Origin of the sequence: Rhizobium sp. TH2 (assembly GCF_024707525.1) — a bacterium.
In the GTDB taxonomy this organism is placed as follows: Bacteria; Pseudomonadota; Alphaproteobacteria; order Rhizobiales; family Rhizobiaceae; genus Rhizobium_E.
Window position 1 is genome coordinate 4,568,448 of the sequence record NZ_CP062231.1, and the last position, 13,575, is coordinate 4,582,022.

At 60.9% G+C, this 13,575-nt stretch carries 11 protein-coding genes; 8 read left to right on the forward strand and 3 right to left on the reverse strand.

Annotated features, from left to right (window positions below; genetic code table 11):
* Nucleotides 1–70 precede the first annotated feature (70 nt).
* Complete coding sequence (locus IHQ71_RS22415) at nucleotides 71–2,521, reverse strand: FAD-dependent oxidoreductase (protein ID WP_258158632.1); 2,451 nt, start codon at nucleotides 2,519–2,521, stop codon at nucleotides 71–73.
* On the reverse strand, nucleotides 2,518–4,965 hold the full coding sequence (locus IHQ71_RS22420) for an FAD-dependent oxidoreductase (protein ID WP_258158633.1): 2,448 nt from the start codon (nucleotides 4,963–4,965) through the stop codon (nucleotides 2,518–2,520). The genes IHQ71_RS22415 and IHQ71_RS22420 overlap by 4 nt, the downstream gene beginning before the upstream one ends.
* Before the next feature lie 247 nt (nucleotides 4,966–5,212).
* Here IHQ71_RS22420 and IHQ71_RS22425 point away from each other — a divergent pair, with 247 nt between their 5' ends.
* From IHQ71_RS22425 to IHQ71_RS22465, 8 genes are all read left to right on the forward strand, one after another.
* Nucleotides 5,213–6,118 (forward strand): NAD(P)-dependent oxidoreductase, encoded by a 906-nt coding sequence (locus IHQ71_RS22425; protein WP_258158634.1) that lies wholly within the window; start codon nucleotides 5,213–5,215, stop codon nucleotides 6,116–6,118.
* The gene (locus IHQ71_RS22430; RefSeq protein WP_258158635.1) at nucleotides 6,118–7,749 is read left to right on the forward strand and encodes a GMC family oxidoreductase; all 1,632 of its coding nucleotides are present in this window, start codon (nucleotides 6,118–6,120) and stop codon (nucleotides 7,747–7,749) included. The genes IHQ71_RS22425 and IHQ71_RS22430 overlap by 1 nt, the downstream gene beginning before the upstream one ends.
* 58 nt (nucleotides 7,750–7,807) lie before the next feature.
* Nucleotides 7,808–8,719 (forward strand): LysR family transcriptional regulator, encoded by a 912-nt coding sequence (locus IHQ71_RS22440; RefSeq protein ID WP_308737874.1) that lies wholly within the window; start codon nucleotides 7,808–7,810, stop codon nucleotides 8,717–8,719.
* Between the two features lie 131 nt (nucleotides 8,720–8,850).
* The gene (locus tag IHQ71_RS22445; RefSeq protein ID WP_258162919.1) at nucleotides 8,851–9,606 is read left to right on the forward strand and encodes an adenylate/guanylate cyclase domain-containing protein; all 756 of its coding nucleotides are present in this window, start codon (nucleotides 8,851–8,853) and stop codon (nucleotides 9,604–9,606) included.
* A gap of 234 nt (nucleotides 9,607–9,840) precedes the next feature.
* Complete coding sequence (locus tag IHQ71_RS22450) at nucleotides 9,841–11,040, forward strand: aromatic ring-hydroxylating dioxygenase subunit alpha (protein ID WP_258158636.1); 1,200 nt, start codon at nucleotides 9,841–9,843, stop codon at nucleotides 11,038–11,040.
* Nucleotides 11,041–11,101: 61 nt separating this feature from the next.
* Nucleotides 11,102–11,365, forward strand: a complete 264-nt coding sequence (locus tag IHQ71_RS22455) for a type II toxin-antitoxin system Phd/YefM family antitoxin (RefSeq protein ID WP_258158637.1) — start codon at nucleotides 11,102–11,104, stop codon at nucleotides 11,363–11,365.
* On the forward strand, nucleotides 11,362–11,763 hold the full coding sequence (locus tag IHQ71_RS22460; RefSeq protein WP_258158638.1) for a type II toxin-antitoxin system VapC family toxin: 402 nt from the start codon (nucleotides 11,362–11,364) through the stop codon (nucleotides 11,761–11,763). Before IHQ71_RS22455 ends, IHQ71_RS22460 begins: the two co-directional genes overlap by 4 nt.
* Nucleotides 11,764–12,084: a YnfA family protein gene (locus IHQ71_RS22465; protein WP_258158639.1), complete on the forward strand. Its 321-nt coding sequence runs from the start codon at nucleotides 11,764–11,766 to the stop codon at nucleotides 12,082–12,084.
* A 10-nt stretch (nucleotides 12,085–12,094) separates the two neighbouring features.
* Here IHQ71_RS22465 and IHQ71_RS22470 read toward each other — a convergent pair whose 3' ends face one another.
* Complete coding sequence (locus IHQ71_RS22470; RefSeq protein WP_258158640.1) at nucleotides 12,095–13,507, reverse strand: aminotransferase; 1,413 nt, start codon at nucleotides 13,505–13,507, stop codon at nucleotides 12,095–12,097.
* Nucleotides 13,508–13,575: the final 68 nt, after the last annotated feature.

Consider the following 13,575-nt stretch of genomic DNA (forward strand, 5'->3'; position numbering starts at 1 on the left):
TTGCCAATCTCCCCCCTTGAGGGGGAGATGTCCGGCAGGACAGAGGGGGGTGCTTCACTCAACATGACGCTTACGCCCTCACCCTTTCCGACTTCGGATCATACATCGGCGCGATCGATGCCGTGGCGGAAACACGTGTACCCGCAATCTCGATCTCGTATTTCGAGCCGAGCACGTCGCCCTCGCTCTGGCCCTCGCAAGGCACGTAGCCGAGGCCGATGGCACCGCCGAGATGGTGGCCGTAATTGCCCGAGGTGACGATCGATACGATCTTGCCGTCACGAACGATCGCCTCGTTGTGGAACAGCAGCGGCTGGGCGTCATCGAGCTTGAACTGCAGCATGCGGCGCTTGAGGCCTGCCTCCTGTTTGCGCAACACCGCGTCGCGGCCGATGAAATCCTGCTTGTTGAGCCGGACGGCAAAGCCGAGGCCAGCTTCCAGGACATGATCCTCATCAGTGATGTCATGGCCGAAATGGCGGAAAGCCTTTTCGATGCGGCAGCTGTCGAGCGTATGCAGGCCGCAGAGCTTGAGGCCAACATCCGCGCCTGCTTCCTCCAGCGCCTCGAATACATGCGCGGCCTGGTCCGAAGAGACATAGAGTTCCCAGCCAAGCTCGCCGACATAGGTGACGCGGTGGGCGCGGGCGAGGCCCATGCCGACTTCGATTTCTCGCGCCGTCGCAAAGGGATGGCTCGCATTGGAGAAATCGTTGGGGCTGACCTTCTGCATCAACTCGCGCGATTTCGGGCCCATGACGCAGAGCACCGCCTCGCCAGCCGCGACATCGGTGATGACGACGAATTCATCCGAGGTCAGGTTCTTGCGCAGCCATGCCAGATCACGCTGCAATGTGGCGCCGGGCACGACGAGGAAGAAGGCATTTTCTGACAACCGCGTAACCGTCAGATCGCTCTCGATGCCGCCCTTGTGGTTCAGCATCTGGGTATAGACGATGCGCCCGGCAGCAACGTCCATCTGGTTGGCGCAAAGGCGGTTGAGGAAGGCGCAGGCATCGCGGCCCTCGACGCGGATCTTGCCGAAGCTCGACATATCGAACAGGCCGACGCCGTTGCGCACCGAGAGATGCTCGTCTTTCTGGTTCTCGAACCAGTTCTGCCGGTTCCAGCTATATCTATACTCCCGCTCTTGGCCCTCTTTCGCAAACCAATTGGCACGCTCATTGCCGGCGACTTCGCCGAACACCGCGCCCCGCGCCTTCAAATGCTCATGCAGCGGCGAGCGGCGGACGCCGCGCGCGGTTGCCATCTGGCGATAGGGGAAATGGTCGGCATAGAGCAGGCCGAGCGTTTCGGTAACCCGCTCCTTGAGATAGGCGCGGTTCTTCTGGAACGGCTGGGCGCGGCGGATATCGACTTCCCAGAGATCGAAAGGCGGTTCGCCATCGTTCATCCATTGCGCCAGAGCCATGCCGGCACCGCCCGACGAGACGATGCCGATCGAATTATAGCCGGCCGCAACCCAGTAGCCCTTCAGTTCTGGTGCCTCGCCAAGGTAGTAGCGATCATCGGGCGTGAAGCTTTCCGGCCCGTTGAAGAAAGTATGGATACCCGCAGTTTCCAGCATCGGCATGCGGTTGATCGCCATTTCCAGGATCGGCTGGAAGTGGTCGAAATCCTCCGGCAACTGGTCGAAGCAGAAGTCCTCGCGAATGCCGTCCATGCCCCAAGGCTTTGCCTTGAGCTCGAAGGCGCCGATCAGCATCTTGCCGGCATCCTCCTTGTAATAGGTGCACTCATCCGGCACGCGCAGCACGGGGAGTTGCTTGAGACCGGGGATCGGTTCGGTGACGATGTAAAAATGCTCGCAGGCATGCAGCGGCACCGTGACGCCGGACATATTGGCGAGCGTGCGCCCCCACATGCCGGCGGCGTTCACGACGTTTTCGGTCTCGATCGTGTAGGTCTCGCCATCCTGCTCGCAGGTGACACTCACCACGCGACCATTCTGTTGGTTCACCGCAGTGACCTTGACGCCTTCGATAATAGTCGCGCCGTTCTGCCGTGCGCCCTTGGCCAGCGCCATGGCGATATTGGCCGGGTCGCACTGGCCGTCGAGCGGAAGATGCACGGCGGCCTTGATGTCGCCGATGTTGAGATGCGGATACATCTCCTTGGCTTCCCCAGGCGAAATCTCACGCACGTCGACATTGAAGGCACGGGCGAGCGAGGCCTGGCGATAGATTTCCTGCTTACGCTCCTCGGTCAGCGCCATGGTCATGGAGCCGTTCTGCTTCATGCCGGTGCCGATGCCGGTCTCGGCTTCGAGCTTGACATAAAGATCGGCCGAATATTTTGCGAGCCGGGTCATGTTCTGGCTGGCGCGCATTTGCCCGATCAGGCCCGCCGCATGCCAGGTCGTACCCGAGGTCAACTGCTTGCGTTCGAGCAGCACAACATCGGTCCAGCCGAGCTTGGCAAGGTGATAGGCCACCGAGCAGCCCGAGACACCACCGCCGATGATGACGGCGCGGGCCTTGGAGGGGATGGGCTTCTTCATGCGCGCAGCCTTTCATTCTCGGGATCGAACAGCGGCTTGTCTTCCTGGACCACAGCCTTTCGCTTGTCGCCGAATATCTCGACCTCGATTTCCGTGCCGGGCACCGCCAGATCCGCGCGCAGCATGCCGAGCGCGATGGATTTGCCAATGCGGTAACCCCAGTTGCCCGAGGTCGTCTCGCCGACGACCTTATCGCCATGCCAGAGCGTCGACATGTATGGCGCATCGCAATCGCCGGCATCGACCACCAGCGTCACGAAACGCTTGGTGACGCCCTGCTGCTTCTCGCGCTCCAGCGCCGGTTTGCCCTTGAAGCTGGGCTTGGACCAATCGACGAAGCGCTCCATACCACCCTGAAGAATGGTGTAATCGGTCGAAAGATCGCCCTTCCAGGCGCGATAACCCTTCTCGATGCGGAGCGAATCCAGCGCCTCCATGCCGAATGGCTTCAGGCCGTGTTTCTGGCCGGCGGCCCAGACGGCGTCGAACACCGCGCCTGTATCATCCACCTTGGTGTGCAGTTCCCAGCCGAGTTCGCCGGCGAAGGAAACACGAACGAGTTGCAGCCAGCGGCCGGCGATCTGGCAGGACTGATGCGTCAGCCAGGGCTTGGTCAAGTCCGCGTCGGTGACTTCAGAGAGAACGTCGCGCGCCTTCGGACCAGAGAGGATCTGGCAGGAGAACTGTTCTGTCACGTCGTCGATAGTGAAGGCGGCATCCCCAGGCAGATGCTTCTTCAGCCATTCGAAATCATGCCATTGCGCGGTCGCGGCGGTGATCAGGAAGAAGAAATCCTCGTCCAGCATCATGACCGACATTTCCGTGACGATGCGGCCCTTGTCGTCGGAGAAATACGCGAGGCCAATGCGGCCCGGCTTCGGCACGCGGCCGGTGATCAGGCCCTTGAGCCATTCCGTGGCGCCCGGTCCCTTGATGCGGTAACGCGAGAAGCCGGGGAGATCGAGAATGCCGGCGGTATCGCGCACGGCGAGGCATTCTGCTTCGATGCGAGGCGACCACGGACCGTTGCGGTTCCAGGTCTGGGTCACGGCTTCGGACGTATCGTCGCCCGGCTTGGCGTACCACATGGCGCGCTCCCAGCCGTTATAGGGTTTGAACTGCGCGCCGAGCCCTGCAATCCGGTCGTGGATCACCGAGTGCTTCCGGTCGCGTCCGGCAGGCCAGTAGTGCTTGGGAAAATGCATGGCATATTCGTGGCCATAGATTTCCATGCCCTTGTCGATGCAATATTGCGGGTCTGTATAATTGGTGTAGCGGCGCGGATCGCAGGACCACATGTCCCATTCCGTCTCGCCGTTCATCACCCATTCCGCCAGCACCTTGCCCGCACCACCGGCCTGGCAGATGCCGAAGGTGAAGACGCAGGCCTCGAAGGCATTCGGCACGCCGGGCATCGGGCCGATCAGCGGGTTGCCGTCGGGCGCATAGGGGATCGGCCCATTGATCATCTTTGAAAGGCCGGCCGTGCCGAGGATCGGCACGCGCTCGATCGCGTCGTTGAGATACCATTCCAGCCGTTCGAGGTCGTCGGGGAAAAGCTGGAAGGAAAAATCCTCCGGCATCGGGTCGTCCTTGGTCACCCAATGCGCCTTGCAGTTTTTCTCATACGGCCCGAGATTCATGCCGTACTTCTCCTGCCGGAGATAGTAGGAGCTGTCCACGTCGCGCAGCAGCGGCAGCTTGTGGCCGGCTTCCTTCGACCACGCCTCGAGTTCCGGGATCGTGTCGAACAGCATGTATTGATGGCTCATCACCATCATCGGCACATCGCGACCGAACATCTTGCCAACCTCGCGAGCATAATAGCCGGCGGCGTTGACGACGTATTCGCAACGCACCTCGCCCTTCGGCGTGACGATCACCCATTCGTCATTCTCGCGGCGGACCGAGGTGACGGGGCAGAAGCGGATCACCTTGGCGCCCATGTCGCGCGCGCCCTTGGCGAGCGCCTGTGTCAATTGCGCCGGATCGATATCTCCATCATTCGGGTCGTAAAGCGCGCCCGTCAGGTCATGTGTCTCGGCGAAGGGGTATCGCGACTTGATCTCGTCGGGCGAAAGGATATCCAGCTCCATCCCCTGGTAGCGGCCCATGCCGACAACGCGCTTGAATTCCTGCAGGCGTTCCTTCGAGTGGCCGAGCCGGATCGAGCCCGTCACATGATAGTTCATGGGATAATCGACCTCGGCGCCAAGCCCGCGGTAGAGGCTGGCCGAATAGCGCTGCATGTTCATCAACGACCAGGAGGACGAGAAGGTCGGCACATTGCCGGCCGCATGCCATGTCGAACCGGCCGTCAACTCGTTCTTTTCGAGCAGGAGACAATCTGTCCAGCCGGCCTTGGCGAGGTGATAGAGGCTCGATGCTCCCACTGCGCCGCCGCCGATGATCACCACCCGTGCCGTTGATGGCAATTCTGACATTCAGACCTCCGAGAAACCCATGCGCAGCCGTCCCCTGTCGATCTTGGGACGGCGATGATACTGGACCGGATTTGCCCTTTTGCCCAGCCTTGGCGCAAACAAAGGATTGCGGCGCAATGTATCTGTTATTTTTGTGCGAAGCGGGGAATTACCTGCCCAAGGAAATAGGCTAACATCGATCGCACAAAAATATCAGCCCCTCGGAATATACAATTCCGTTTGTTTGCGACGGGCTTGCGAGGGAACAATGCGCTACGGTTTTATCGGGCTCGGCCATCTCGGCCGCTATCTCGCGGGCAGTCTCTTGAAGGCTGGTTTCGACCTCACCGTCAACGATCTCGACAAGGCCAATGCGACGACGCTTCTTGAGAGTGGCGCTAAATGGGCGGACGACCCGCAGGCGCTCGCTGAAAAGGTCGATTGCGTCATCACCTGCCTGCCCTCGCCAAAGATTTCCGAGGCGGTGCTGTCGGGCCCACGTGGCATTCTCTCCGGCCTGAAATCCGGCGGCACATGGATCGAGATGAGCACCCTCGACCATAATGACGTCACGCGGCTTGCCGCAGTCGCCGCCGACAAGGGTGTCAGCATGATGGAATCGCCGGTCACCGGCGGCGTCCACAAGGCCGCGACCGGCGAGATTACGGTCATCGCCGGCGGCGACAAGGACCTATTCGAACTGCACAAGCCTGCCCTCCAGGCCATGGGCGGCGAGATCTTCCACGCCGGCGACCTCGGCAAGGCGGCGGTGATCAAGGTCATTACCAACATGCTGGCCTTCATCCACCTGATCGCCTCAGGCGAAGCGCTGATGCTGGCGAAGAAAGGCGGCATCGACCTGACCGACGCCTTCAACATCATCAAGGCATCCTCGGGCAACTCCTTCGTCCATGAGACCGAGGGGCAGGTGATCCTCAACGGCAGCTACAACATCAACTTCACCATGGATCTTGCGGTGAAGGATCTCGGCTTCGCGCTCGGTTTCGGCAAGGAATTCGGCGTGCCGCTCGATCTCGCCGGCCAGGCGATGCAGACCTTCATCCGCGCCCGCTCGGCCTATGGCGGTGGCGCATGGTCCAGCCAGGTGGTCAAGCTGCTTGAGGATGCCACCGGAACCGATCTCCGCGCGCCCGGCTTTCCGGCGGAGCTTTGATGGACCTCGATGGCGCGACATTCGACTATATCATCGTCGGCGCAGGCTCGGCAGGCTGCGTGCTGGCCGAAGCGCTGAGCCGCAACGGCCGATACAAGGTCGCGATCGTCGAGGCGGGTGGCACGGACAGGAAATTCTTCGTCCAGATGCCGCTCGGCTACGGCAAGACCTTCTACGACAAATCCATCAACTGGAACTACTACGCCGAACCCGATCCCGGCTTGAACGGCCAGCGCGATTTCTGGCCCCGCGGCAAGCTGCTCGGCGGCTCCGGCTCGATCAACGCCATGGTCTGGATTCGCGGCGACCGGCGCGATTACGACGACTGGGCGGCAGCGGGCAATCCGGGCTGGGGATTTGAGGATGTCCTGCCATTCTTCAAGGCGCTCGAACATAATGAAGCCGGCGAAACCGAACTTCGTGGCACGGGTGGCCCCATCCATATCACCGACGCCAGCCGCAGGCCGCAGCTTCTCACGGAACGCTTCGTCCGCGCCGGGCGCGAGGCAGGTTTCCCTGTCAATCCCGACTTCAACGGGCCGCAGCAGGAAGGCATAGGCATCTACCAGATCAATACGAAAAGCGGCTGGCGCGTGTCGGCCGCCCGGGCCTTCCTGCGGCCCGCACTCAAGCGCAAGAACCTGACGCTGATCACCGGCGCGCAGGCGACGAAGGTGATATTTGCCGGCGGGCGCGCTACTGGAATCGAAATCGACCATCGCGGCGCACGGCGGGTACTGAGCGCCAACCGCGTCGTCGTCCTTGCCGCTGGCGCTATCAACACGCCGCAATTGCTGCAGCTCTCCGGCATCGGCCCGGCGGAACACCTCAAATCACTCGGCGTGGACGTGCTCCACGATAGCCCAGCAGTCGGCCACCATATGCAGGATCACCTCGGCATCAACTACACCTTCAAGGCCAATGTCCCCACGCTGAACCAGTTGCTCCGGCCATGGTGGGGCAAGCTGCGCACCGGCATGCAGTTCCTGCTGGCGGGTTCCGGTCCGCTCAGCCTCAGCTTGAACCAGGGCGGTGGCTTCGTAAAATCGCGGCCGGATGTCGAGCGCCCTGATATCCAGCTCTATTTCCAGGCGATCAGCACGGCCACCGCCCGCGCGGGCACGCGGCCCTTGCTGGAACCCGACCCTTTCCCCGGCTATGCGATCGGCATATCCACGACCAAGCCTCAGTCGTGTGGCAGCGTCCTCATCCGCTCCGCAGACCCTCTTGAACATCCGGCGATCCGTGCCAATGCCTATGGCACCGAAGCCGATCTCGCGGGCATGCTGTCGGGCGTCAAACTCATCCGTCGCCTTGCCGCACAGCCCGCGCTCGCCGAAATCACCACCGAGGAACTGGTGCCCGGCCCATCGGTGCAAAGCGATGACGAACTGATCCAGGATTTCCGCAGCCGTTCGGGCACCGTCTATCATCCCTGCGGCACGGCTCGTATGGGCAGCGATCCGCTGACCTCGGTTGTCGATCAGCGCCTGCGCGTGCATGGAATCGAGGGGCTGATCGTCGCCGACGCCTCGGTTTTCCCTTTCATTATCTCTGGCAATACCAATGCGCCGACCATGATGGTGGCATCCCGCGCGGCTGCCTGGCTGCTTGAAGACGAGGAGGCCTAGCGGAATGGAGAATCTCTGGTTAGAGTCCGGCACGAAACCGCCCGGCCCCACGGACAGAATGAACGATCACAATCCCTTCGCAGGCTATCAGCTTCCGCCGCTCGCATGGCTGCGCGCCTTCGAGGCTGCCGCGCGCCACCAGAGCTTCACGCTGGCCGCAGCCGAGCTGAACCTGACCCAAGCGGCCGTCAGCCATCAGGTGCGGTCGCTGGAAAAACATCTCGGCGTCGTGCTGTTCGAACGCCTGCCGCGCAGCCTGCGCCTGACTGATATCGGCGCTGCCTACCTGCCGCCGCTGCGCAACAGCTTCGACGAGCTTGCAGCTGCAACTGCCGGCCTGTTCGGCCCTGTCGGTAAGCGGATGCTGACCATCCGCGCGCCGATTTCGCTGCTGGCGCTATGGCTCGCGCCGCGACTGCCGAAATTCCAGAAATTATGGCCGGACATCTCGCTCCGCATTTCCACCATCGTCTGGGCGCCGGCCTCAAGCGAGGAAGTCGCAGACATCGACATCCGTTTCGGCGACGGCAAATGGTCGGGCGTCAAGTCGACACTGCTGCTGCGCCACAATGTGATCGTCGTCTGCAAATCAGGCATGGCGGAAGGCGAGGACGATGCGGCGCGGCTGAAATCGCTGGTCACCAACCGCATGCTGATCCACGTCACAGGTTACGAAAATCTCTGGCAGCGGCTGGCGCAATCGGCAGGCTTCGTGCTTCCGCCAGCACCGGGCATGAATATCGACACGACGATCTCGGCGCTGGAAATGGCCGCGTCAGGCGTCGGACCGGCCATCGTGCTCGATGGCCTCGCCGAGGCCTATATTCTCGATGGCCGCCTCGAGAAGCCCATCGAAGCGTCGCTGCCGGTTGAAGAATCCCACTATGTCGTACAGGCCCAGGGCGGCAAGCGGATGACTGCGGAGGCCATGCTGTTCATGAAATGGCTGAACGAGGAAGCGGAGAAATAGCGCGAACCGTCCGTCGGTCACGAATGGCCGGCGTGCAGGTTGCCAGAAGCCGCCAAAAGAGCCATTCTGTCTTTTCGGCGGCCAGAACCGACATTGATGGATGCGCTGCGGACAAGGCTGGAGGTCGTTGGATGGAATCGACGGCACGAAACAATGCCCACATTTGCCGGGGTTGCTGGGACCAGATGCATATGCCGATTCCCATTCGGGGACCACTGGCGCTTCCCTTCAGGGCTTTCGGCATTACGCGCAGCAAGATGAATCCCAATATCTGCACGATCTGCGAACGCTCATTTCGGTACGTAAAGAAGCAGCGTCACATCACTTCCGTTGCAACGATTCTGTTTGCGGATATCCGTGGTTTCACCCATCTGTCGGAGCGCATGGCGCCGATCCAACTTAGCGAGATTGTCAGCGTATTCCAGGATAAATGCGCCCAGGCGATCTGGGACAATGACGGGATCGTCAACAAGCAGATGGGCGATGGCCTGATGGCAATCTTCAACTTTCCCATCAAGATAGAGAACCACGCCGAGGCCGCGATCAAGGCTGCACGCGACATACAGGTCCAGTGCGGCATCGCTCTCCGTTCGTTGGGTCTGGATCTCGATCACACCGTATCGGGTGCCATCGGCGTCGGTGTCGGCATTCATACCGGCGAGGTCGAGATCGGTGAGTTCTCCACCTTCCGCAGTGATTTCACGGCAATTGGCGGTGCGGTCAATCTTGCGTCGCGACTGGAATCCCAGGCCGCAGCCGGTGAGATCGTGATTTCGGTGGAAACGGCGGCGCTGGCACCAGCTTCGATCTCGGAATCGGAATTGCGCACGCTGACGCTCAAGGGCATCGACCGCCCGACCCCGGCGCACGTCCTTATCACGCATTGAACAGGCTGTTCCGCCCACTCCGATAAGAAATTATCACTGCAACGCGCGGCCTGATGCCGGGCCACATTATCTCCTTGAAGCGGTTTGCTTTTCTCGGAGAACTCCGGCTGACTACCATCTGCGATCCGGCGCGCCGTCAACAATCCATCAAACGAATTCTTCTCGCAACCTATTCCAATTTATGGGAAAATGTGATTATATTGAATGAACATTCAGCAAATAATGAGGTCCGCCATGAACGAGATTGTCCGCGATTTGAATGTCCCAAACGATTGGGATCGCCGCGGCCTGCCCGGCTGGACCTATCATTCCGACGCGTTGCTCGAACTCGAAAAGCAGCATGTCTTCCGCGAGCACTGGCAGATCGCCTGCCACATTTCCGACCTGCCTGAGCCCGGCAGCTATCTGACGATGGATATCGTCGGCGAGCGGGCGTTGATCCTGCGCGGGCAGGACGGCGTGATCCGGGGTTTCCACAATATCTGCAAGCATCGCGGCTCGCGCCTCGTCGCCGACGAGCAGGGCAAATGCCGCAATGCGCTGGTCTGTCCGTTCCACGGCTGGGTCTACAATCTCGACGGCACGCTGCGCGGGCCGTCGCGCCCCAACACCTTCCCACCGCTCGACAAGGTGCAGTTCGGCCTGACGCCGCTCGATACCGAGATCTGGATGGGCTTCGTCTTCATCCGCTTCGCCAAGGGGCAGCAGGCCTCGGTGGCCGAGATCATGCAGCCCTTCGCCGACGAGCTTCGCCCCTACCAGTCCGAGACCATGGTGCCGGCGGGCGAGATCTTCACCCAGACCACGCCGGTCAACTGGAAGTCCGTGCGTGACGTCGACAATGAAGGCTATCACGTCGCCATGGCCCATCCGGCGCTGCAGGATCTCTATGGCCAGACCTATTACGACGAGCCCTATGTCAACGGCATCTGCCGCTCCTTCGCGACCTACAATCCGCATGCCGGCCGCCGATGGAGCGTGCGCAACTACGTCAAGATCAGCCAGGATAATCCGCGCCTGCCGGAACGACTGAAGAAGGCCTGGATTTATTACGGACTGTTCCCGAACTGCGTGATCGCGGTGACGCCGGAGACCGTGCAGTTCTACCAGGAATTCCCGATCTCCCGGACCCAAACCATGCTGCGCGGCGCCGTCTATTGCTACAAGGACGAGACCCGCGAGCAGGAAGTCGCCCGCTATCTCCAGATGCGCATCGATCGCGACACGCTGTCGGAAGACGTCCAATTGACGATCTGGTCGAACGAGGCCATGGCGTCCAAGAGCTTCGGCAATTTCTACCTCTCCGACCTCGAATATGGCGTCCGCACCCACCACGACCATCTCCGCCGCGTGCTGCCAGTGATGACGCTGGAAAAGGCGCCCGAGGAAAAGGAAGTCGCGGAGGTGAATGCCCGGATGCGGGTGGGCGCCTGAAGCGTTGGACCGCGTTTTCTGATGTGCTAAGCTAAACGGACGACAGCACAGGAGAAGCCGGATGAAACTGTCCGTAGCCGAAGCAGATGGGCAATTGGCAGAATTGGTGCGCCTTGCAGAACGGGGCGCTGAAGTCGTACTCACGGAAGACGGCAAGGAAGTCGCACGAATTGTCCCTTCCGCTCAACCGAAGCAGACGCGAGAGGAAAAGCGGGCGCTGTTTGAAGAAATTCGGCGAATGGCGGAGGCGCGAGGCCCCTATATCGGCCCCAGCGCGGCGCGTAGCCAGGATTATCTCTACGATGAGCTCGGCCTGCCGAAATGATCGTCATAGATACATCGGCCCTCATGGCGATTGTCATCAACGAATCCGAAGCAGCAGAGTGCAAGAAAGCAATCGAGGACGCCGATGAGATCTTGATTTCCGCTGCTACACTTACTGAAATGGTGATCGTAGCAGCAGGCAAGAATCTGACCGCAGAAGTAGAAAAACTACTAGGGAGATTGGTACACGAGGTTGTTCCGGTCACGAAGGAATCCGCATATCAAACAGGCAAGGCGTATCTAAAGTGGGGCAAGGGCTTTCATCCGGCAGGCTTGAACTTCGGTGATTGCTTTGCCTACCAACTGGCTAAGGAGCGAAATTGCCCGTTGCTTTTCGTCGGCAACGATTTCTCGAGAACCGATATCGTATCTGCCCTCTCTCATGAGGATCGTGCGTAGATGACCTATCTCATCTATGCCGCCGCAGCGTTCGCCGAAATCGCCGGATGCTTCGCCTTCTGGGCCTGGCTCAAGCTCGACAAATCGCCGCTTTGGCTCGCGCCCGGGATGGTGTCGCTGGCGCTCTTCGCCTGGCTGCTGACGTTCATACCCGTTGAAGCCGCCGGCCGCGCCTATGCGGCCTATGGCGGCGTCTACATCACGGCATCCATTTTGTGGCTTTGGCTCGTGGAAGGACAACGCCCCGACAGGTGGGACCTGACGGGGCTGGTGGTCTGCCTTATCGGCAGCGCGATCATTCTATTGCCGTCGAGGACGTGAGGCGCGAGCCTCACCCCTTCCAAAGCCCTTCCCGCACCAATTCATCTTGCGTGATCACAATGCTCTTGCGCAGGATATCGGCCATCTCGTCTATCTGGGCGATGGAGATGGTCAGCGGCGGGCTCATCACGCACATGTTGATCAGCGGCCGCACCAGCAGGCCAAGCTCCTGGCAATGCTTGTCGATGCGTTTTCCCACTTCGAGATCGAGCGTCAGCGGATTGTTGCTGACATGGTCGGCGACACATTCGATGCCTGCCATCAGGCCGCGCCCACGCACCTCGCCCACCAGCGGCAGGTCTTCGAGCGCCTTGAGCCGGCTCTGGAAATGCCCGGAGATCGACTGCGCATAGTCGAGTAGGCCTTCTTCGAGAATGTCGAGATTCTTCAGCGCCACGGCGCAACCGATCGGATGGCTGGAATAGGTCAGGCCGTGCGCGAACATCGCGTCATTATGGTTGGACTGGCGCAGTTCCTCGAACAGTCTGGATGCGATCATCACGCCGCCGAGCGGAAAATAGCCCGACGTGACGCCCTTGGCGAAGGTGATCATGTCGGGCTTGACGCCGAACGCTTCGTCGGCCGCGAAGACATGGCCGAGGCGGCCGAAGGCGGTGACGACTTCATCCATGATGAAGAGGATATCGAACTCGGTGCACAGCGCCCGCATGCGCGGCCAGTAGCCCTCCGGCGGCACGATCACGCCACCCGAGGCCATGATCGGTTCGCCGATGAAGGCGCCGATCTTGTCGGCGCCGACCTTTTCGATCAGCGCCCGGAATTCGGCGACGAGGAAATCCGTAAACTCGGCTTCCGTCATGCCGGCGGACCGGCGGAACGGATTGGGGCAGGAGAGTTTCAGTATCTGTTCGCGCGCCGAATCCATCCAGTCATGGTCGCGCGGGCGGCCGTTGAGCGAGGCCGAGAGATAGGTCGAGCCGTGATAGCCGCCCTCGCGGGAGACGATCATCTTCTTCTCCGGCCGGCCCTTTACATTGTTGTAAAACTGCATGAAGCGCAGCGCCGTCTCGACCGCCGACGAGCCGCCCGTCGTGTAAAAGACGTGGCCGAGACCCTCAGGCGCAAGACCGGCGAGCCGCTTGGCCAGCACGGCGGACGGCTGGTTCGTCGTGTACCAGGGCGAATTGTAGGACAGCGCCATCGCCTGGTCATGCATGACCTGGGCGAGTTCCTTGTTGCGATGGCCGACATTGACGCACCACATGCCGGCGGGGCCGTCGATCAGGCGGCGGCCGGTGTGATCGGTGACATAGATGCCCTCGCCGCTCTCGATGAAGCCACGGGCTTCGGCGCCGATCGACCCCGAAACCGGCCAGGGCTGCACGAGGTGCTTCTCGGCCATTGCATCCACGCCAGCGGGGGTGTTGTCGTTGAAATCGTCAAATTCCCGTTTGGCCGCCATATCAGTCTCCCGTTCCGTTCGTATTTTTCATTCAAATGCAAAATGTTGTTTTATCACACTATCTTGCA

Bases quoted from the DNA above. Each gene is read 5' to 3' on its own strand.
- IHQ71_RS22415 (WP_258158632.1), bottom strand. From the start codon at position 2,521: ATGAAGAAGCCCATCCCCTCCAAGGCCCGCGCCGTCATCATCGGCGGT.
- IHQ71_RS22420 (WP_258158633.1), bottom strand. From the start codon at position 4,965: ATGTCAGAATTGCCATCAACGGCACGGGTGGTGATCATCGGCGGCGGC.
- IHQ71_RS22425 (WP_258158634.1), top strand. From the start codon at position 5,213: ATGCGCTACGGTTTTATCGGGCTCGGCCATCTCGGCCGCTATCTCGCG.
- IHQ71_RS22430 (WP_258158635.1), top strand. From the start codon at position 6,118: ATGGACCTCGATGGCGCGACATTCGACTATATCATCGTCGGCGCAGGC.
- IHQ71_RS22440 (WP_308737874.1), top strand. From the start codon at position 7,808: ATGAACGATCACAATCCCTTCGCAGGCTATCAGCTTCCGCCGCTCGCA.
- IHQ71_RS22445 (WP_258162919.1), top strand. From the start codon at position 8,851: ATGGAATCGACGGCACGAAACAATGCCCACATTTGCCGGGGTTGCTGG.
- IHQ71_RS22450 (WP_258158636.1), top strand. From the start codon at position 9,841: ATGAACGAGATTGTCCGCGATTTGAATGTCCCAAACGATTGGGATCGC.
- IHQ71_RS22455 (WP_258158637.1), top strand. From the start codon at position 11,102: ATGAAACTGTCCGTAGCCGAAGCAGATGGGCAATTGGCAGAATTGGTG.
- IHQ71_RS22460 (WP_258158638.1), top strand. From the start codon at position 11,362: ATGATCGTCATAGATACATCGGCCCTCATGGCGATTGTCATCAACGAA.
- IHQ71_RS22465 (WP_258158639.1), top strand. From the start codon at position 11,764: ATGACCTATCTCATCTATGCCGCCGCAGCGTTCGCCGAAATCGCCGGA.
- IHQ71_RS22470 (WP_258158640.1), bottom strand. From the start codon at position 13,507: ATGGCGGCCAAACGGGAATTTGACGATTTCAACGACAACACCCCCGCT.